Origin of the sequence: Pseudomonas sp. FJ2-5-13 (assembly GCF_029201605.1) — a bacterium.
Taxonomy (GTDB): domain Bacteria; phylum Pseudomonadota; class Gammaproteobacteria; order Pseudomonadales; family Pseudomonadaceae; genus Aquipseudomonas; species Aquipseudomonas lactis.
Genome location: NZ_CP104045.1, coordinates 953,536 through 972,363, shown reverse-complemented (window position 1 = coordinate 972,363; position 18,828 = coordinate 953,536). Strand labels below are relative to the sequence as shown.

The 18,828-nt window shown below is 62.1% G+C and carries 14 protein-coding genes; 5 read left to right on the top strand and 9 right to left on the bottom strand.

Annotation, left to right across the window (positions count from 1 at the left end; genetic code table 11):
• The first annotated feature begins 419 nt into the window (after positions 1-419).
• Positions 420-1,583, top strand: a complete 1,164-nt coding sequence (locus N2A98_RS04290) for a type III PLP-dependent enzyme (protein WP_014716890.1) — start codon at positions 420-422, stop codon at positions 1,581-1,583.
• A gap of 66 nt (positions 1,584-1,649) precedes the next feature.
• Here N2A98_RS04290 and N2A98_RS04285 read toward each other — a convergent pair whose 3' ends face one another.
• The 4 genes from N2A98_RS04285 to N2A98_RS04270 form a co-directional block, all read right to left on the bottom strand.
• The gene (locus N2A98_RS04285) at positions 1,650-1,925 is read right to left on the bottom strand and encodes a type II toxin-antitoxin system RelE/ParE family toxin (protein ID WP_200888182.1); all 276 of its coding nucleotides are present in this window, start codon (positions 1,923-1,925) and stop codon (positions 1,650-1,652) included.
• Positions 1,925-2,191 (bottom strand): ribbon-helix-helix domain-containing protein, encoded by a 267-nt coding sequence (locus N2A98_RS04280; RefSeq protein WP_032893597.1) that lies wholly within the window; start codon positions 2,189-2,191, stop codon positions 1,925-1,927. Before N2A98_RS04280 ends, N2A98_RS04285 begins: the two co-directional genes overlap by 1 nt.
• 143 nt (positions 2,192-2,334) lie before the next feature.
• A complete protein-coding gene (locus tag N2A98_RS04275; RefSeq protein ID WP_275623068.1) occupies positions 2,335-3,093 on the bottom strand; it encodes a tetratricopeptide repeat protein in 759 nt (252 codons plus the stop codon).
• Between the two features lie 2 nt (positions 3,094-3,095).
• Positions 3,096-3,776 (bottom strand): Fe2+-dependent dioxygenase, encoded by a 681-nt coding sequence (locus tag N2A98_RS04270; protein ID WP_275623067.1) that lies wholly within the window; start codon positions 3,774-3,776, stop codon positions 3,096-3,098.
• Positions 3,777-3,981: 205 nt separating this feature from the next.
• Here N2A98_RS04270 and N2A98_RS04265 point away from each other — a divergent pair, with 205 nt between their 5' ends.
• Both N2A98_RS04265 and N2A98_RS04260 read left to right on the top strand, forming a co-directional pair.
• Positions 3,982-6,282 carry a TonB-dependent siderophore receptor gene (locus tag N2A98_RS04265; RefSeq protein WP_069557486.1) on the top strand — a complete coding sequence of 767 codons (2,301 nt, stop codon included), beginning with the start codon at positions 3,982-3,984 and terminating at the stop codon, positions 6,280-6,282.
• Between the two features lie 123 nt (positions 6,283-6,405).
• Positions 6,406-8,931 (top strand): sulfite reductase flavoprotein subunit alpha, encoded by a 2,526-nt coding sequence (locus tag N2A98_RS04260; protein ID WP_275623066.1) that lies wholly within the window; start codon positions 6,406-6,408, stop codon positions 8,929-8,931.
• Positions 8,932-9,068: 137 nt separating this feature from the next.
• Here N2A98_RS04260 and N2A98_RS04255 read toward each other — a convergent pair whose 3' ends face one another.
• From N2A98_RS04255 to ptsP, 4 genes are all read right to left on the bottom strand, one after another.
• Positions 9,069-10,610, bottom strand: coding sequence for an alkaline phosphatase D family protein (locus tag N2A98_RS04255; RefSeq protein WP_275623065.1), 1,542 nt, complete (start codon positions 10,608-10,610; stop codon positions 9,069-9,071).
• A 190-nt stretch (positions 10,611-10,800) separates the two neighbouring features.
• The gene (locus N2A98_RS04250; protein WP_044271534.1) at positions 10,801-12,510 is read right to left on the bottom strand and encodes a PTS fructose-like transporter subunit IIB; all 1,710 of its coding nucleotides are present in this window, start codon (positions 12,508-12,510) and stop codon (positions 10,801-10,803) included.
• 11 nt (positions 12,511-12,521) lie between these two features.
• The gene (gene pfkB, locus N2A98_RS04245) at positions 12,522-13,442 is read right to left on the bottom strand and encodes a 1-phosphofructokinase (protein WP_275623064.1); all 921 of its coding nucleotides are present in this window, start codon (positions 13,440-13,442) and stop codon (positions 12,522-12,524) included.
• Positions 13,443-16,301 carry a phosphoenolpyruvate--protein phosphotransferase gene (ptsP, locus tag N2A98_RS04240; RefSeq protein ID WP_275623063.1) on the bottom strand — a complete coding sequence of 953 codons (2,859 nt, stop codon included), beginning with the start codon at positions 16,299-16,301 and terminating at the stop codon, positions 13,443-13,445.
• A gap of 285 nt (positions 16,302-16,586) precedes the next feature.
• Between ptsP and cra the strand changes: the two genes are divergently transcribed.
• On the top strand, positions 16,587-17,582 hold the full coding sequence (cra, locus tag N2A98_RS04235) for a catabolite repressor/activator (RefSeq protein WP_275623062.1): 996 nt from the start codon (positions 16,587-16,589) through the stop codon (positions 17,580-17,582).
• A 2-nt stretch (positions 17,583-17,584) separates the two neighbouring features.
• Positions 17,585-18,361, top strand: coding sequence for a TatD family hydrolase (locus tag N2A98_RS04230; protein WP_044271531.1), 777 nt, complete (start codon positions 17,585-17,587; stop codon positions 18,359-18,361).
• Here the strand turns inward: N2A98_RS04230 and N2A98_RS04225 are convergent.
• Complete coding sequence (locus tag N2A98_RS04225; RefSeq protein ID WP_044271529.1) at positions 18,308-18,736, bottom strand: hypothetical protein; 429 nt, start codon at positions 18,734-18,736, stop codon at positions 18,308-18,310. The two genes, N2A98_RS04230 and N2A98_RS04225, sit on opposite strands and share 54 nt — an antisense overlap.
• Positions 18,737-18,828 lie beyond the last annotated feature (92 nt).

The following is an 18,828-nucleotide window of genomic DNA, read 5'->3' as shown; positions in this document are numbered from 1 at the left end:
GTCAGTCGCCAGATAGGTTGACTGGTGCACCGTATTCGCGAGCAAGCCCGCTCCCACATTGGACTTTCAGTGGCTCTGAAACACCTCAAATCTCCCCATCCGGGGAACATCAATCCGTCACACCGGTCGGTTACATAAGTAGCTGCACGCGGCCGCGCGACGAACGCGTGCAAAAACGCGACATTTTTAGTTGATCCCACGCCCGCCAAGCCCTAAAGTTCGCGCCGAACGTCCATGCTGGAAACGATCCATCCGGCTCAAGTACTGACGACGAGACAGCAAGGCCAAGGGCAGCTTACCCCGTGGCCTTTTTGCTTTCGGCGACATGCCTTGGGAAGTAGGCGAACCAAAGTGGGGATACGGAGGACGTTCATTTGCACCCATTGATCAATACAGTTTGCCCTTAGGAGTTCCCCAGCATGTCGATCAACGTCGAAGATTATTTCGCGCGCGCCACTTTTGACAAAATGAAGGCGTTCGCCGACAAGCAAGAAACCCCGTTCGTGGTGATCGACACCGCGATGATCAGCCAGGCCTACGATGACCTGCGCGCCGGTTTCGAATTCGCCAAGGTGTATTACGCCGTCAAGGCCAACCCGGCCGTCGAGATCATCGACCTGTTGAAAGACAAAGGCTCGAGCTTCGACATCGCTTCGATCTACGAGCTGGACAAGGTCATGGACCGCGGCGTCAGCGCCGACCGTATCAGCTACGGCAACACCATCAAGAAATCCAAGGACATCCGCTACTTCTATGAGAAGGGCGTGCGCCTGTTCTCCACCGACTCCGAAGCCGACCTGCGCAACATCGCCAAGGCCGCGCCGGGCTCGAAAGTGTATGTGCGCATCCTCACCGAAGGCTCGACCACCGCCGACTGGCCGTTGTCGCGCAAATTCGGTTGCCAGACGGACATGGCCATGGACCTGCTGATCCTCGCCCGCGACCTGGGCCTGGTGCCGTACGGCATCTCGTTCCATGTCGGCTCGCAACAGCGCGACATCAGCGTGTGGGACGCGGCCATCGCCAAGGTCAAGGTGATCTTCGAACGCCTGAAAGAAGAAGACGGCATTCACCTGAAGCTGATCAACATGGGCGGTGGCTTCCCGGCCAACTACATCACCCGCACCAACAGCCTGGAAACCTACGCCGAAGAAATCATCCGCTTCCTCAAGGAAGACTTCGGTGACGACCTGCCGGAAATCATCCTGGAGCCTGGCCGTTCGCTGATCGCCAACGCCGGCATCCTGGTCAGCGAAGTGGTATTGGTGGCGCGCAAGTCCCGTACCGCCGTCGAGCGTTGGGTGTACACGGATGTGGGCAAGTTCTCCGGCCTGATCGAAACCATGGACGAAGCCATCAAGTTCCCGATCTGGACCGAGAAGAAAGGCGAGATGGAAGAAGTGGTCATCGCCGGCCCGACCTGCGACAGCGCCGATATCATGTACGAAAACTACAAGTACGGCCTGCCATTGAACCTGGCCATTGGTGATCGTCTGTACTGGTTGTCGACCGGTGCCTACACCACCAGCTACAGCGCGGTGGAGTTCAATGGGTTCCCGCCGTTGAAGTCGTTCTACGTGTAATAAGACGGTTATAACTAAAAAGCCCATGACGTTTCATGGGCTTTTTTCTGTCTGTGGTACGCGCCCTCAGCGATCTTCGCGAACGTGCCATAACCGTAGAATATAGAGTGTCGACTGTTGAATTTCGTAGCGCATTTCGTAATGGCCGACTAAAAGTCTTCTTACGTCGCGCGGTGAAAACTCTTCAATTCTCTCACCGATGCGCGGATTATCGAGCAGCGTGTCAGGCGCTTGAGACAGTGACTGCACGATGCGGGCGGCAGCTTCGCGGTTTACAACAGAGAGGAAGTCATATAATCGAGTCAGGTCGGATAAGGCTTTACTTGTCCACCTCAGCTCCATCAGCGCGGTACCGGTAGCGGCGAATCGGTGCTCAGGCTATCTGCCCAGGCCTGCACTGCCTGGTGATCGATCACGCGCCCCGCATCTACATCTGCCATAGCCTCAAGCGTCAGCCGGCTGCGCTCTTCTTCTTGATCGACCCAATCAGCGAGGGCCTGTTTCACCACCCATCCGCGTGAGCGATCCATTCGCGCGGCCATCTGGTCAACTTTCTGAGCAAGGGCAGTGGGAATATGAGCTGTCATTACTTTGGTTTCGGCACCCATGAAAACTCTCTCTGCGGATAAATGACAAGCAGGCGATTAAAAAGGATTCAAGCTTAATCATAGTGACTTAAGCCAGAGCTTCAACCTTCGATCCTTGCCGTTCATCGACAAACCGGAACACGTGAATATGTAGAAACGGGTTCCTACAGCGTTTTCTCCAATTGGTCCGCGTGCCCTTGATAAGCCTCGGCCATGGCGCGAATCTGCGGGTCATTGGCCAGTGCCAGCGCCTTGTGCGCCGTTCGCAGGAATTTGGAATTCCCAGCCGCCAACGCCTTGCGCAGCCATTCCAGCGCAGCGTCGATCTGCCCTCTGTCCGCCAGCACCGCTGCATAGCTGAACTGCCCCCGAAAATCCCCGGCTTCGGCGGAGCGTCGGTACCATTCGACGGCTGTCTCTAGATCCCTGGGGCAATACTGGCCGTCTTCCAGATAACGCCCCAGCAGGTTCATCGACTTGGCGTGGCCCTGCCCTGCGGCCTGGCGATAAAGCATCAGCGCTTGGGCCTGGTCTTGCTCAATGCCGCGACCGGTAGCCAACAGGTTGGCGTAGTTGTACTGGCCCCAATCCAACCCGCCTTCGGCTGCCAGCCGATATTCCCGGGCTGCCGCTGCTTCATCGACGGCACAGCCCCAACCATGCTCCAGGCAGCGCCCGGTCATATTGCGCGCCATCTGGTGCCCGCCCTGCGCGGCAATCTGGAACCAGCGCAGCGCCAAGGCTTCATCGCGCGCAATGCCGCGCCCTTCCAGCAGGATTTGCCCGAGCAGGGCCTGGGCATCGACCACGCCTGCCTTGGCCGCAATGAGGATTGCCTGGGCGGCGCGCACCGGGGAATCATCGAGCATGCTTTGTAATTGCTCGACGTTGAGCACTTCTTCGCGGCGCAATAAAAAGCCCATGCTCAGACCTCGACCCAGCGGCGCAGCAGGTTGTGGTAGGTGCCGGTGAGCTGGATCAACGCGGGGTGGTCGGGCACGTCGCGGGTCAGTTGCTGAATGGCGCCGTCCATCTCGAACAGCATGGTGCGCTGACTGTCTTCGCGCACCAGGCTTTGGGTCCAGAAGAACGAGGCATAGCGCGCGCCACGGGTCACCGCGTTGACCTTGTGCAGGCTGGAGCCGGGGTACAGCACCATGTCGCCGGCGGGTAGCTTGACCCGCTGCAGGCCGAACGTGTCCTGGATCTCCAGTTCCCCGCCGTCGTAGTCGTCGGGGTCACTGAAGAACAGCGTGGACGAAAGGTCGGTGCGCACGCGCTCATGGCTGCCTTTGGGTTGGCGCACCGCGTTGTCGATATGAAAGTCGAAACTGCCGCCAGCGGTGTAGCAGTTAAGCAGTGGCGGGAAGACTTTATGCGGCAGCGCGGCCGACATGAACAGCGGGTTACTCCACAACCGTTCCAGCATCGCCGCGCCGATTTCCTTGGCCAGGGGGTGGCCTTCGGGTAATTGCAGGTTGTGCTTGGCCTTGGCCGACTGGTGCCCGGCGGTGATTTTGCCGTCAGCCCATTCGGTCTCTTCCAGGGCCTGGCGAATGCGCAGCACCTCCTCGCGAGAGAACAGGCCGGGAATGTGCAGCAACATGGGGCAATACCTGCGATCAGAGAGGCGTCAATGGTATTGATTCTTATCCGCCCTGTAAAACACGGGGACGAACGAGAAGGCAAATTCCGTAAAGAAAAAGTGTAAAGAATGTAAATTTGATGCGAATAGCAATATCTCGCAATTGATACAAAGTCTTGTTGGCCCTATATTCCGCGGCCTCACATCCTTGGGGAAGGGACACGTCATGTCGCGCACTATTCTAAAAATACCGGTCAGTTCACCACGCATGCTGGCTTCGGCCATCGGCGTTGCCCTGAGCGCCGGCTCCGCCGCCCACCTGGCGCAGGCGGCTGAAAATACCGAGCCAAAAGGCGAGCGCAACCCTATCTCCCTCGGCGCCACCAACATCACAGGGCAAGAGCAGGACAACACCTCCTACCAGGTGGAGAAAGCCTCGTCGCAGAAATACACCGCACCGCTGGTGGACACGCCGCGTTCGGTCACTGTGGTGCCGCAACAAGTACTCAAGGACACCGCCGCCACCTCGTTGCAGGATGCCTTGCGCACCGTACCGGGTATCACCTTCGGCGCCGGTGAAGGTGGCAACCCTCAGGGCGACCGTCCGTTCATCCGTGGTTTCGATGCCCAGGGCGACACCTACCTCGATGGCGTACGCGATACCGGCGGCCAGAGCCGCGAGATCTTCGACATCGAGTCCATCGAAGTCAGCAAAGGCCCCAACTCCTCGTTCGGCGGCCGTGGCTCGGCCGGTGGCAGCCTCAACCTGGTGAGCAAGACCCCACAAGCGCGGGACTTCACCAACGGCGGCTTTACCTACGGCTCCGACCAGACCCGCCGCTACGTGCTCGACGTGAACCGCCAGTTCCTCGACGACAGCGCGGCCTTCCGCCTGAACCTGATGAGCCATGAACAAAACGTGGCTGGCCGCGATGCGGTGAACTACGACCGTTGGGGCGTGGCACCGTCGCTGACCTTTGGCCTGGGCACACCGACCCGCGTCAACCTCAGCTACTACCATATGGAAAGTGATGACCTGCCGGATTCGGGGATTCCCTACGGCTACGGTTCGTCGACCGCCACGGCCCACGTGCATGACAAACCCAACGATGGCGGCGACAGCAACAACTTCTACGGTTTGAAAAGCCGTGACTTCCGCAAGACTCGCGCCGACATCAGCACGTTCTCCATCGAGCACGACCTGAACGACAACATGACGCTCAAAAACACCCTGCGCCACGGCAGCACCGGCCAGGACTATGTGCTCACTCAGCCGGATGACAGCAAGTTCAACGTCAACCGCTATGGCACCGTCTGGCGTCGCGCCAACAGCCGTGTCTCCACCACGACCACAACCACCAACCAGACCGATCTGTTTGGCAGCTTCCAGGCCCTGGGCTTCAAGCACACTTACTCCACTGGCCTGGAATTTACCGGTGAAGAAACCCGTGTCAGCGGCTACACCGTCAGCCCTAACGCCAACCCGGTGTGCACAACGGCCAAGGGCAGCCTGGGCGGGCAGTGCACCTCACTGAGCAACCCGAACCCCGACGACGCCTGGAACGGCAGCATCGCGCGCAACTACAACGGCACCAACACCAAGGCCACCAGCCGCGCCGCGTACGTGTTCGACACCATCGAGCTCGATCCTAAATGGCTGCTGAACGTGGGGTTGCGCTACGACACCTTTGACACCGAGGCCAACACCAACGCGGTGCCGAGCGCGACGGTAAAAGCCCGCAGCAAGATCAAGGACGACAGTCAGTTCTTCAACTGGCAAGCCGGCCTAGTCTGGAAGCCGGTGGAGAACGGCAGCATCTACGCCTCGTACGCAACTTCGGCCACGCCAGCCGGTGGCCTGATAGGCGAAGGTTCCGACGGCAACCCACTGTCTGCCGGTGCCGCCACCAGCGACTTGCAGCCAGAAGAAACCGTCAACTACGAACTGGGCACCAAGTGGGACCTGTTCCACGACCGCCTGTCCCTGACCGCAGCCGTGTTCCGCACCGAGAAGAAAAACACCCGCATCCTGGTGGATGCACTCACCTACCAGAACGCCGGTGAATCTCAGGTCGATGGCATCGAGTTGTCCGCCAGCGGCAAAATTACCGAACAATGGCAAGTGTTTGCGGGCTACAGCTATCTGGACAGCGAGCTGGTTAAATCCGGCCTCAACGGGCGTAACGGTGTCGTGAGTTCCGGCTCCAGCAAGGGCAACCAAATGCCCAACACGCCGAAGAACTCGTTCAGCCTGTGGACCACCTACGACGTGACGCCCAAGCTGACCATCGGCGGCGGCGCCTTCTATGTCGATCAGGTTTACGGCGACGTCGGCAACACGGTGTATGTACCCTCCTACACCCGCTACGACGCCATGGCCAGCTACAAGCTGACCAAGAACGTCGACCTGCAATTGAACGTGCAGAACCTGACTGACAAGACCTACTACGACAAGGCTTTCTCCACGCACTTCGCCAACCAGGCGGCCGGTCGTACGGCGTTGTTGACCACCAGCTTCCACTTCTAAAAGCGGTAAAGCTCCAGCCAGAAGCCCCACACATCGGATGCGTGGGGCTTTTGCGTGTTTCCCGGCAACTCACGGCATAATGCGCGCCGTGATCAGATATCCAGCTAAGCGAGGCGCTCCGACGTGTTGAAGAAAACCCTGTTCCAGTTGCATTGGTTCTTCGGCATCACGGCCGGGCTGGTGCTGGCCTTGATGGGGGTCACCGGGGCCGCGTACTCGTTCCAGGACGAGATCCTGCGGGCGCTCAACCCCACCGTGTTGAGCGTGCAGAAACGCGAGGCCGGTGTACTGCCGCCCGCCGAGCTGGTACGCAAGTTGGAAGCGGCCGAAGGCAAGACCGTGGCCATGCTGTGGGTAGAAAGCGACAGCGGCAACGCCGGCCGCGTGTCCTTCACCCCGCCACCGGGCGAGCGCCGTGGCCAGATGCGCTACTTTGACCCGTACACCGGCGACTACATGGGCGACGCGGTCGGCCAGGATCTGTTCGGCTTTATCCTGCAACTGCACCGCTTCCTCGCCATCGGTGACACCGGGCGCAATATCACCGGCGCCTGCACCCTGATCCTGTTGTTCTTCTGCCTCTCCGGCCTGTACCTGCGCTGGCCGCGCCAGGTGAAAAGCTGGCGCGTCTGGCTGACCCTGGACTGGCGCAAAAAGGGCCGCAGCTTCAATTGGGACCTGCACTCGGTATTCGGCACCTGGTGCCTGCTGTTTTATCTGTTGGCGGCGCTGACCGGGCTGTATTGGTCCTACGACTGGTACAACCGTGGCGTGACCAAACTGCTGTCCGACGCGCCGCAGAACGAGCGCATGCGCAAGCGCGGCCCAGCCCCCGCTGGCCCGGCTCCGGTGGCCAACTACGACGCGATCTGGAGCAGCATCTACAGCAACGCCGGCCCCGACTTGAGCGCCTACAACATTCGGATGCCGCCGGTGGCCGGGCAACCGGCCACTGTGTATTACCTGCTCAACTCATCGCCCCATGACCGGGCGCTGAACCAGATCAACCTGGACCCGGCCACCGGCGAGGTCAAATCCCACGAGCGCTACGCCAGCAAAAGCCTCAAGGCGCAGTTGCTGACCAGTGTGTATGCGCTGCACACCGGCAGCTATTTCGGCCTGGTCGGGCGGATTGTCCTCACCGTCAGCTCACTGCTCATGCCGCTGTTTTTCATCACGGGCTGGCTGCTGTACCTCGACCGACGCCGCAAAAAGCGCCAGGTCCGCGATGCCCGCAAAGGTCTGACAGATAACCACAGCGATGCCCCGGCCTGGCTGATCGGCTTCGCCAGCCAGAGCGGCTTTGCCGAACAACTGGCCTGGCAAACGGCCGGGCAATTGCAGGCTGCGGGCCTGGCGGTGAAGGTGCAGCCGCTGGGCAGTGTCAGCCCTGAGGACCTGAGCCAATCGCAGAACGCGCTGTTTGTGGTCAGTACCTTTGGCGACGGCGAAGCCCCCGACAGCGCCCGTGGTTTCGAGCGCAGCGTGCTCGGCCAGGCGCTGCCCCTCAAAGGCTTGAACTACTCGGTGCTGGCCCTGGGCGACCGGCAGTACGAGCATTTTTGCGGCTTTGCCCGGCGCCTGCATTTCTGGCTGACCAACCAGGGCGGCACCCCATTGTTTGCCCCCGTGGAAGTCGACAGCGGTGACACCTTGGCGCTGCAGACCTGGCAACAGCAGCTGGGCCAGCTCACCGGGCATGCGCCGGCAGCGGCCTGGCCGACGGCCCAGTACGAAAACTGGACCCTGAGCCAGCGCACCCTGCTCAACCCCGACAGTGTCGGCTCGCCCGTCTACCTGCTGGGCCTCACATCCACGTCTGCGCACAGCTGGCTGGCCGGCGACCTGGTGGAAGTCCTGCCGCGCAATTGCCCCTGGGCCATCGAACACTTCCTGGCCGGCCTGGGCTTGGTCGGCAGCGACGGCGTGGTAATCGACGGCGTCGCCCACACCCTCGACCAGGCCCTGGCCACGCGCCAGTTGCCGGACAACCGCACGCACCTGGTCGGCCTGCACGCCCAGGCACTGGTGGACGCGTTGGTACCGCTGGGCATGCGCGAATACTCCATCGCCTCGATTGCCAGCGACGGTGTGCTGGAGCTGATCGTGCGCCAGGAGCGCCACCCCGACGGCAGCCTGGGGCTTGGCTCCGGATGGCTGACTGAACACGCCGCCCTCGGCTCGGCCATCAGCCTGCGCCTGCGGCGCAACAGCGGCTTCCATTTGCCCGACGCGCCTGTGCCGCTGATTCTGCTGGGCAACGGCACCGGCCTGGCGGGCCTGCGCAGCTTGCTCAAGGCGCGTATTGCCGACGGCCAGCAGCGCAACTGGCTGCTGTTTGGCGAGCGCAATATCGCCCACGACTACCTGTGCCAGGAGGAACTGCAAGGCTGGCTCGCCAGTGGAGACCTGGCCCTGCTGGACCTAGCGTTTTCCCGGGATCAGGAGGAGAAAATCTACGTACAGGACCGCCTGCGCGAATCAGCGGATGTGCTGCGTAAATGGCTGGCGGATGGCGCGGCGATTTATGTATGTGGCAGCTTGCAAGGGATGGCGACGGGCGTGGATCAGGCACTGGCAGACATCCTGGGCAATGAGGCGCTGGAGCGCCTGATCGAACAAGGCCGCTATCGTAGGGATGTCTACTGACCCTGCTAATGCCTGCCTTCTGTAGGAGCGAGCTTGCTCGCGAAGAACGTCAACGATAACGCGAGCTTCCTGAATAACGCGGCGTCTATGAGTTTTTCGCGAGCAAGCTCGCTCCTACAGTTTTGATTGCATTCCAATCAGGTCGGTTGCAGTTTCTGCTCGAACACGGAAACCCCATCCAAGTCCCGCAGCATCACCGTCAACTCCGCCGTCTGCCCATCAATCTGCACTTCACCAAAAAACTGAAAGCCCGCGAACGGCGAGGTGTTCTGTGCCGGTGGCGCCTTCTGGAACACCACGTGCGGGCCAAAGGTTTTATCCAGTGGGTTGGGCCCGAAGCTCCCGGCATTCAACGGTCCTGCCACAAACTCCCAGAACGGCTCGAAATCCTGGAACGCCGCGCGGTCCGGGTGGTAGTGATGCGCCGCGCAGTAATGCACGTCCGCCGTCAGCCACACGTGGTTGCGCACCTTGTGCTCATGCAGGAACCCCAGCAGTTCGGCGATCTCCAGCTCACGCCCTTGCGCCGGGCCAGGGTCGTCGTTGGCGACGGCTTCCCAACGCGCCACGCCGGGGCTGACCTCACCGTCGGGCACGCCCAGGCCGATGGGCATGTCGGCGGCGACCACCTTCCACTGCGCTTGCGACGCCTTGAGCCCGCGCTTGAGCCAGTCCAACTGCTCACGCCCCAGGAAGGGCTTTTCAGCGCCCAGGTTATCGTCATTCGGCCCGCGATAGCTGCGCATATCCAACACAAACACATCCAGCAGCGGCCCATAACTGAGCTTGCGATAAATGCGCCCGCCAGCGTCGGCGCTCTGTCGGCGCATGGGTGAGTATTCCAGCCAGGCCTGGCGGGCACGGCCCACCAGGGTGTTGATGTCGCGGGTCTGGTAACGCTCATCCAACTGCTTGCTCGATGACCAGTTGTTGATCACCTCGTGATCGTCCCACTGCCAGATCTGCGGCACCTCGGCATTGAAGCGGCGCACGTTTTCATCCAGAAGGTTGTAGCGGTAATTGCCGCGATATTCATCCAGGGTTTCGGCAACCTTGCTCTTGGCTTCGGTGGTGATGTTGCGCCAGATGCGCCCGCCTTCGGTGGTGATCTGCGCGGGTACCGGGCCGTCGGCGTAGATGGTGTCGCCGCTGTGGATAAAAAAGTCCGGCAGGCGCAGGCGCATGGCTTCATAGATGCGCATGCCACCGATGTCGGGGTTGATGCCGAAGCCTTGGCCGACGGTGTCGCCGCTCCACACAAAACGGATATCGCGCCGCTGTTGCGGCACGCTGCGCAAGTGACCGAACCAGGGCTCACTGGCAATGCCGCTCTGGGCGTCTTCGAAATGCACGCGGTAGAAAATCGCCTGGTCGACCGGCAGCCCCGTGAGTTCGACACGGGCGGTAAAGTCGGTGCGGCTGTCGGCCAGGGGCGAGACGAACCGGCGCGGGTTGCTGAACACACTGCGGGTATCCCACTCCACCACCATCTTCGCCGGGCGGTCGCTGCGGCTCCAAATCATGGCGCGGTCGCCCTGCAGGTCGCCCGATTGCACGCCGTCAGTGAGTTGCGGCCGGTCCTTCACCGAAGCGATCACCGCCGGCGCCAGGCCCGGCAACAACAGGCCAGCGCCTACGGCTTGCATCACACGGCGGCGGCCCAGATCGAAGTGGCTCATGCAGGTGCCCTCTTGAGTATCAAAAGGGCCACTAAAGCATGGAGGGATGAAGCGGATGTGACACCGATCGGGAGAACGATCAAATTCACCTGTGGGAGCTGGCTTGCCTGCGATGCAGACACCTCGGTGTATCAGGCAAACCCAGTCGATGCTATCGCAGGCAAGCCAGCTCCCACATTTTTTGCCAGTGTCAGGCAGTCACGGCCAGCTCGGCCGCTTCCGGCCGCTTGAGCAGGGCATACACCAGTCCGGTCAACACACTGCCCGCCACAATCGCCAACAAGTACAACAACGCATGGTTCATCGCATTCGGAATCACCAACACAAACAAGCCGCCATGGGGCGCGGCGAGTTTGCAGCCGAAGTACATCGACAGCGCACCGGTCAACGCACCACCGGCGATGCTGGCCGGAATGACGCGCAGCGGGTCTTTGGCGGCGAAGGGAATCGCACCTTCGGAGATAAAGCACAGCCCCAGGATCATCGCCGCCTTGCCGGCTTCGCGTTCGGTCTGGGCGAACTTGCGTCGGGCCAGTAACGTAGCGATGCCCATGCCAATCGGCGGCACCATGCCGGCGGCCATGGTCGCGGCCATCGGCGCGCCGCTCGAGGCGGCCAGCAGGCCGACCGAGAACGCATACGCCGCCTTATTGATCGGCCCACCCAAGTCCACGCACATCATGCCGCCGAGCAGAATGCCCAGCAGCACCGCGTTGGTGGTGCCCATGGTGCTGAGGAAGTCCGTCAGGCCCGTGAGCAAGCGGGCGACCGGTGGCCCCACCAGGTAGATCATCACCAAACCGGTAAACAGGCTCGCCACTAACGGGATGATCAGGATCGGCTTGAGCGCTTCCAGGCTCTGGGGCAGTTGCACCGCGCGGCTGATCAGCTTGACGCAATACCCGGCGACGAAACCGGCGAGGATGCCGCCAATAAACCCAGCCCCCAGCGTCCCCGCCAGCAGCCCGCCAATCATGCCGGGCGCAAGGCCAGGACGGTCGGCAATCGAGTAGGCGATGTAGCCCGCCAGCAGCGGCACCATCAACAGGAACGCCTGGTCACCCACGGATTTGAGCGCCGCCGCCAAGGTGCCAGGCTGTTCGAAGGCATGGATCCCGAATACAAACGACAAGGCGATCAGCAGGCCCCCCGCCACCACCATCGGCAACATGTACGACACGCCGGTGAGCAGGTGTTTATAGACCCCGGTTTTCTCCGCCTTGGCCGCTGCACCGCTGGCCGCGCTTTCCACCGCGCCTTCGGCCAGGGCCTTGTTGAGGATGGCTTCGGATTGCTTGAGGGCAATGCCGGTGCCACAGCGATAAATCTTCTTGCCGGCGAAACGCTCGGTGGCCACTTCGATATCGGCCGCGAGCAATACCACATCGGCATCGGCAATCGCCTGGGGGCTCAACGGCGTGCGGGCGCCGACCGAGCCTTGGGTCTCGACCTGCAAGTCATAACCCAGTCGCTGGGCCGTCTGCTGCAAGGCTTCGGCGGCCATGAACGTGTGGGCCACACCGGTGGGGCACGCGGTAATCGCTACGATACGCGGCGCAGCCTTGGCCGCCACCGGGGCGTCGTTGGCGACATACACCTGGGCCTCTTCAGCCCCACGGCGCAACACGCCTTCGACATCCGCCAACGCCTGGGCCGGCGTGCTCTGGAACACACGTTTGCCGACAAACCGCTGCATATCCACCGGGGTACTGCTGACCAGCAGCACCCACTCGGCATCATCAATCGTCGCCTGGGACAACTGACGCTCCGGGCGCTGCACATCGACGACTTCAACGCTGGTGTGCAAGCCCATGCGCTGGGCGGCGGCGTCCAGCAAGCGGGCGCACAGCACACTGGTGACCATGCCGTTCGGGCAGGCAGTAACAATGGCTAACTTCATCACAAACCCTCTTATTGTTCTGTCAGCGTGCGCACATCGACGCCGCTTTCGAGATGCGCCAACTGCGCGTCATCGCTGATGCCAAAACCGATCTGTGTCACCGCCATCGCGGCAATCGCCGTGGCCCGGCGCAGGGTGTGCTCCGGTGTGTCGCCACTGAGCAAACCGTGGAGCATTCCGGCCAGCAGCGAGTCGCCGGCGCCCACGGTACTGGCCACTGCCACTTTGGGCGGCGTGGCGTGCAGCGCCGCACCTGGGCGGTACCAGGTCACGCCTGCGGCCCCGTCGGAGACCACCACATGTTCGATGCCTTGCTGATGCAGTCGGCTGATGGCATCGGTGGCGCTACCCAGGGCCTCGGCCAACTCTTCGGTATTGGGTTTGACCAGCCACGGGCCAACCTCCAACCCCAGGCGCAGCGCTTCGCCGCTGGTGTCCAGGGCCACTTTCAACCCGAGGTCTTTCAACGCCTCCAGCAAACCTTTAAACCACTGCGGGCTGACGCCGCGCGGCAAGCTACCGGCCACCACCACCGCATCGAACTCCGGGCCAATGATCGCGACCATCTTAAGCAGCGCTTTTAGCGCCTCTTCAGTCACCAGCGGCCCCGGTGCATTGATGTCGGTGACCCGCCCATCCTGTTCGGCAATCTTGATGTTGCTGCGGGTTTCGCCGGGGACACGGATGAAGGCATCGCCAAACCCACGGCGCTTGATCAGCGCATTGAAAGCCTGGGGGTTGGCACTGCCGAGGAAGCCGCCCACGCTGACGTAATGGCCCAGGTCCGCCAGCACTTGCGCCACATTCACGCCCTTGCCCGCCGCGTGGGTGAGCATCGCTTCACTGCGATTGACCTCACCGGGTTGCAGGTGCGCCAGGCGTACCGTGAGGTCCAACGCCGGGTTCAGCGTCAGGGTCAGAATATTCGCCATCTACACGGCCTCCACTAGGGCACGCACTTGCGCGGGCGAACCCACCGCCAGTGCTTGTTGCGCCAGGCCCTGGGCCTCGCTCAGACTGAATTCACGCACTCGCGCCTTCACCTCGGGAATGCTGCGGGCCGACACGCTCAACTCATCCACACCCAGTCCGACCAGCACCGGTACCGCCAGCGGGTCCGCCGCCAACTCGCCGCACACACCCACCCATTTGCCATGGGCATGGGCGGCGCGCACGGTGATGTCGATCAGTTGCAAAACTGCCGGGTGCAGGCCATCGGCCTGGGCCGACAGGGTCGGGTGGCCGCGGTCGATGGCCAGGGTGTACTGGGTCAGGTCGTTGGTGCCGACGCTGAAGAAGTCGACTTCCTTGGCGAGCACCGGCGCCAGCAACGCGGCTGAAGGCACTTCGATCATGATCCCCAGTTGCAGGTCTGCCACCGGGATCTCCAGGCGCAGGCGCTCGGTCATGTCCCGGGCGGCGCGCCACTCATCCACGCTGCCGACCATGGGGAACATGATGCGCAGCGGGCGGTTATCCGCAGCACGCAGCAGTGCGCGCAGTTGCGCTTCCATGATCTGCGGGCGTTGCAGCGTCAGGCGAATACCGCGCACACCGAGGAAGGGGTTTTCTTCTTCGGCGATCGGCCAATAGGGCAAGGGCTTGTCGCCGCCCACATCCAGGGTGCGCACCACCAACGGGCGACCGTTGAGGCCGTCGAGTACGCGACGGTATTCGGCTTCCTGGGTGGCCTCGTCCGGCGCCTGGGGGTGGGCCATGAAAATCAGTTCGGTGCGCAACAGGCCGATACCTTCGGCGCCCTGCTCCACTGCACTGGCCACCCCGGCGCTTTCACCAATGTTGGCGAACACTTCCACGGCGTGGCCGTCGCGGGTCAGCGCCGCTTCATGGCGTTGGGCCGAAGCGGCTTGCAAGCGCTGTTCACGGCTGTCGCGCTCCACGGTGGCCCGTTGCAGGGTGGCGGTGTCGGGGTCGACATGCAGGCGACCGCGCTGGCCATCGAGCAACAGCGGCGTGCCGGCTTTGAGCAGTAACACCGCAGCACCAGCACCGACCAAGGCCGGAATACCCAGTGCGCGGGCGACGATGGCGCTGTGGGCTGTGGCGCCACCTCGGGCGGTGAGAATGCCGGCAACGCGGGCCGGGTCCAGGCGTGCCACGTCCGAAGGGCCGACTTCTTCCATCACCAGGATGTAGGGCTCACTCGGTTCCTGCACGCTTTGAACGCCGCACAACTGAGCCAGCACACGGCGGCCGATGTCACGCAGGTCGGCAGCGCGCTCGGCCAGCAGGGCATCCTGCAAGGCTTCCTGCTGCTTGGCGGCGGCTTCGATCACGCTCATCCAGGCGGCTTCGGCGCTTTCGCCTTGCTTGAGGCGGGTGTCGACTTCGTCGGTCAGTTCCGGGTCGTCGAGCATTTCCTGGTGGGTGATGAAAATCTCGCGGATGGCCTTGGCCTGGCTGCGTTCGATCAGGCCCTGGATATCCGTGCGCACATCGCTCAAGGCCGTGTGCAGGCGCTGGCGTTCGGCGGCGGCAGACTCACCGCGCAAGGGGTAATCGAACACCTGTGGCACTTGGATGTGGGCCGGGCCGATGGCAATACCCGGTGCGGCGGCAATCGCCTGGAGTTGGCTACCGCTCAGTGGCGCGCTGAGTACGGGTTCGATATCGACCTGCGCTGGCTGTGCACTCACCGTAGGCAAGGGCTCGACCTCTTCGCCAAGGCCCTCTTGCACGGCGGCCAAGAGGGCGGGCAATGCATCGCCGGCCACCGTCGGCTCGGCCACAAATTCCAGCACCTGGCCACGACGTGCGCCGAGGCTGAGCAACTTGCTCAGGCTTTTGACCGACACGGCGCCCACCGCACCATCGACGATGCGCACGCGGATATCGCCATCAAAACTTTTCGCCAATTGCGCCAGGATCTTCGCCGGGCGAGCATGCAGCCCGTGGGCGTTGGCCAGGGCAATGCGAGCGCTAGGCCAGTCCGGCGGCAGTTCACCGCCCAGCACTTCCAGCACCGCGCGGCTGCTGGTGGCGCGCCCCAACTCCTGGCCGCGCCCTTCGATCAGCAAGGCACACAGGCGTTCAAGCAGGGTCTGGTGCGCTTCACCGAGGCTCGCCAGGCAGAACAGGCCGTGCAAAGGCTGGCCGAGGTAACGCATGGGTTTGTCCGGCGTCACAAAGGCCAGGCCCGGACGCTTGACCGTCTGCTCGCTGTGCAACCACCACAGGCCATCGCCCAGGGGCAGCGCGTCGACCTGCTGCAATACCGCGGCAAAACCATTGCTCACACAGTCGGCCTGGCGCAGCAGGCGTGCACCGCGCCACACCAACTCTTCAAAATCATCGGCCGACACGCCCAGGCTGATCATCTGTGCATCCAGCGCCAGTTCCTGAGGCGCGCCTTGCAACAGTTTCAACAGGGCTTCGGCACTGTTGGCACGGCGCAGCGCCTGGCCCAGGTCGGTTTCACCGAGGGCACGGGTGAGCAGTTGCAACAGGCGCAGGTGTTCATCGGATTTAGCCGCGATGCCAATCGCCAGGTAGACGATCTGGCCATCGCCCCAGTCCACCCCTTCGGGGAACTGCAGCAGGCGCACACCGGTGGAAAACACCTGGTCGCGGGTTTCTGGCGTGCCATGGGGAATGGCAATGCCTTGGCCGAGAAAGGTCGAGCCTTGGGCTTCACGGGCTTGCAAGCCACTGAGATAACCTTCGGCAACCAGGCCATCGGCCACTAATTTGTCAGCGAGCAGGTGCAAGGCAGCAGATTTATCCACAGCCACCTGGCCCATGGATATCTGCTCTACAGTGAGCTCAAGCATGCCGTTCTCCTAGTTAGTGCGACGGGGCGCACTAGGTATTGTTGTAGGTAAATATGTTCAAAATTAACTGACTGAGCGGTCAATTGGCAGTGGTCACTCAGCGGCGAACATCGTAAAAATACGCTTGCTGAAACGTTTAATCTAGAATTTATGGCAGATTACGCGTTAATTGCGCAAGCTTGAAGGGCCACTCGGCGCTTGCTGTGGGGCATGGGTCGAATGCAGGAATCGGTTACGATTGGACAAAATGTCGGGGCGAGCGCCAAAAAACAAGGAAATCCCGGTTTGAAACTCAGTGATATCGCACGTCTGGCCGGTGTGTCCGTTACCACCGCCAGCTATGTCATCAATGGCAAGGCCGAACAGCAGCGCATCAGCAACGCAACCGTTGAGCGTGTGCGTGCCGTGGTCCAGGCCCATGGCTTTACCCCCAACCCTCAAGCCGCCGGGCTGCGCAGCCGGCATACGCGCACCTTGGGGTTCATCCTGCCAGACCTGGAAAACCCCAGCTACGCACGCATCGCCAAACTGCTGGAACAAGGTGCGCGGGCGCGAGGCTATCAGTTGCTGATCGCCAGCTCCGATGATGAAGCGGACAGCGAACGCCAACTGCTGCAACTGTTCCGTGCCAGGCGTTGCGATGCGTTGTTCGTCGCCAGTTGCCTGCCGGCCAGCGATGACAGCTATCGCGAGCTGCAGACCAAGGGGCTGCCGGTGATTGCCATCGACCGGGAGATGGAGCCGAACCAGTTCTGTTCCGTGGTCAGCGACGACCACCAGGCCTGCCAGCAACTCACCAGCAGCCTGCTGCAACCGTTGCCCAAGCAGATCGCGCTGATCGGCGCACGGCCCGAGCTGAGCATCAGCCAGGCGCGTACCGCCGGTTTCCGGGATGCGCTGCAAGGCTTCACGGGCGACGTGATTATCGAACAGGGCGAAGCCTTCAGCCGTGACTGCGGCCGAGAGCTGATGGAGCAACTGCTGCAACGCCTGGGGCATCTGCCGGACGCGCTGGTCACCACCTCCTACGTACTGCTGCAAGGCGTGTTTGATGCGCTGCATGATTTCCCCCTCAAGTCGCGGCCCCTGCGCCTGGGCACCTTCGGCGATACGCAGTTACTGGATTTCCTGCCTCTGCCGGTCAACGCCATGGCCCAGCAACATCAGTTGATTGCCGAAACCGCCCTGCGCCTGGCCCTGGCCGCCATTGAAGAGGAACAGTACCAACCCGGCGTGCATGCGATTGGCCGGACCTTCAAGCAGCGTATCCACGAGGCCTGAGCGTGGAGCTGATCGACACCCACACGCACCTGGACTTCGAGGACTTCGACCCCGATCGCTCGCATGTCCTCGCCCACAGCCGTGAACTCGGCGTGCGACGCATGGTGGTGCTGGGGGTGTACCAGAAAAATTGGCAGCGGCTGTGGGACTTGGTGCAACAGGACGAAGGCCTGTTCGCCGCCTTCGGCTTGCACCCGGTGTATCTCGATGAGCATCGCCCCGCCGACCTGCTGGAACTGGGCGACTGGTTGACGCGCCTGCATGGCCACCGGCAACTGTGCGCCGTGGGCGAAATTGGCCTGGATTACTTTCTGGAACAGTTGGACCACCAGCGCCAGCAACCGCTGTTTGAAGCCCAACTGAAACTCGCGGTGGAGTTTAAACTGCCAGCCTTGCTCCACGTTCGCCGCAGCCACGCCGCCGTGATTGCCACCCTCAAGCGCATCCGCGTGCCCAGAGGCGGCATCATCCATGCGTTCGCCGGCAGCGCTGAAGAGGCACGCGAGTACATCAAGCTCGGGTTCAAACTGGGCCTGGGCGGCGCTGCCACCTGGCCCCAGGCCCTGCGCATGCACCGGGTACTGGCGCAGTTGCCGCTCGACGCCGTGGTGCTGGAAACCGACTCGCCGGATATGGCCCCGGCCATGTACCCCAACCAGCGCAATAGCCCGCAGCACCTGCCGCAGATCTGCACGGCCCTGGCCGAGCGCATGGGTATCAGCCCTTTATTGCTGGCTGAGGCGAGCACACGCAATGCGTGCGAGCTGTTCAACTGGTAGCGGGCTGATCACCTGCAACTTCAAGGTCATTGTCTGTCGATGGCGGGCATAGCGCACCACCAGCAAATGGATCAGCACGGCGACCAGCGAAATGTTCAGTTGCCCGATCACACTGAGCAGCCCCAACCATTCAGCGACCAAGGCCATCAGCAAGGTTGCGCACGTCAGCATGATCATGCTCGGCCGCACCAGCGCCCAGTGGTCCAGGGCCCTGAACTGGCGCAACTGCTTGACGCACCCCAACTGCAACCCGCAGTGGCAATACGTACAGTCAAACGGTATATCAATGGCAATGGCGTTCAGTTGCCAGGGCTTGAGCTCAAACGTGATGTTGCATTGGGCGCAATGCCCTTTGATACCGATTGCGGCGGCCATCGTTTTGTCCCCTCGTGACCGTGACGGATGAAATAAATTTTCACCTATTCACGCCCCGATAAAACACGCATCGGTAAATCAGGACATAAGCC